Source organism: Microbacterium sp., assembly GCF_041909575.1.
Lineage (GTDB): Bacteria > Actinomycetota > Actinomycetes > Actinomycetales > Microbacteriaceae > Microbacterium.
This window is the reverse complement of record NZ_JAYRDE010000106.1, coordinates 9,137-10,446: the sequence shown is the minus strand read 5'-3', so window position 1 is coordinate 10,446 and position 1,310 is coordinate 9,137. Positions and strand designations below refer to the sequence as shown.

Annotated in this window: 2 protein-coding genes; both read right to left on the bottom strand. The window is 71.1% G+C overall.

Annotated elements, in window-relative coordinates:
• Positions 1 to 269: glycosyltransferase (locus ACE3O1_RS12800; protein ID WP_374315629.1), on the bottom strand; the 269-nt coding region annotated here is incomplete at its 3' end.
• Positions 270 to 306: 37 nt separating this feature from the next.
• Positions 307 to 1,310 (bottom strand): putative peptidoglycan glycosyltransferase FtsW (locus tag ACE3O1_RS12795; RefSeq protein ID WP_374315627.1); only part of this gene is annotated, 1,004 nt, incomplete at its 5' end.

Sequence of the window (1,310 nt, the reverse complement as noted above, 5' to 3'; positions counted from 1 at the left end):
GCCAGGTGCGCGCGAACCTGCGCGACGGCGCGCGGGAACTGCACCGGGAACGACGCCGCGGCGCGGTTCGGGCGCCGCGGGAAGGGCACCTTGTCGACGAACAGGAGCTCGTACCCGCGCTCGGGAACGAGTCGCGCCTCGAGTCCTTCGCGCGTGCCCAGGACGAGGATCTCGGCGTCGGGCTCGCGCGCCCGCAGCGCGTCGGCCACCGCCAGCAGCGGGTTGACGTGTCCGGCGGTGCCGCCGCCGGCGAGGAGGTACGTCGTCACCCACCGAGCCTATCCGCCGGGCCGCCCGCGGACGGTGTCAGCGACGGGCGGATGCCGCGGCCCGCCGTGCCGCGGCGAGGTCGATGGAGGCCTGGCGCCGGGCCACGGCATCCGGCAGCGTCCGCGCGAACGCGAGCAGCACGCCCGACGCCACCAGCACCGAGAGGAGCGACGTGCCGCCCTGCGACATGAACGGCAGGGGAACGCCGAGCACGGGGAACACGCGCAGCACCACGCCGACGTTGATGAGCGCCTGCCCGACGATCCACACCGTGATGCCGCCGGCCGCGATGCGGACGAACGGGTCGTCGGTCTTGCGGATGATGTGGAAGGCACCCACCGCGTAGAGGGCGAACAGCGCGAGCACCACGGCGCAGCCGATGAGGCCGAGCTCCTCGCCGACGATCGCGAAGATGTAGTCGTTCGCCGCCGCGGGCAGCCAGTCGTACTTCTCGCGCGAGTTGCCCAGCCCGAGTCCGAAGACGCCGCCGCTCGCGAGACCCCAGATGCCGTGCAGCGGCTGGTAGCAGTCGTTGAAGTAGTCGTCGAGGCAGTTCGGATTGAGGAAGCTCATGAACCGGCGCATGCGGTCGGGACTGGTGACCGCGAGGTAGGCGACCGCGCCGGCGGCCGCGATGGCCGGCAGGATGAAGATCCGCAGCGGGACGCCGGAGAAGAACAGCGCGCCCAGCACGATGAGGACGAGGATCATCGCCGTGCCGAGGTCGTCGCCGGCGAGCACGGTCGCGATCGCGAGGCCCGCGACGGGCACGAGCGGGATGAACACGTGCTGCCACTTGCGCAGATGGTTCTGCTTGCGGAAGAGGACGAGGGCGACCCAGAGCGCAAGGGCGAGCTTCAGGAACTCCGACGGCTGTGCCTGGAACCCGCCGATGATGATCCAGTTGCGGTTGCCGTCGGCGCCGTGGCCGAGCGGGCTGAAGACGAGCAGCTGGAAGCCGATCGCGAGGATGAGCACCGGCCACGCCAGCTTCTTGAGGAACGAGACCGGGAGGCGGCTCGCGACGAACATCAGCGGGA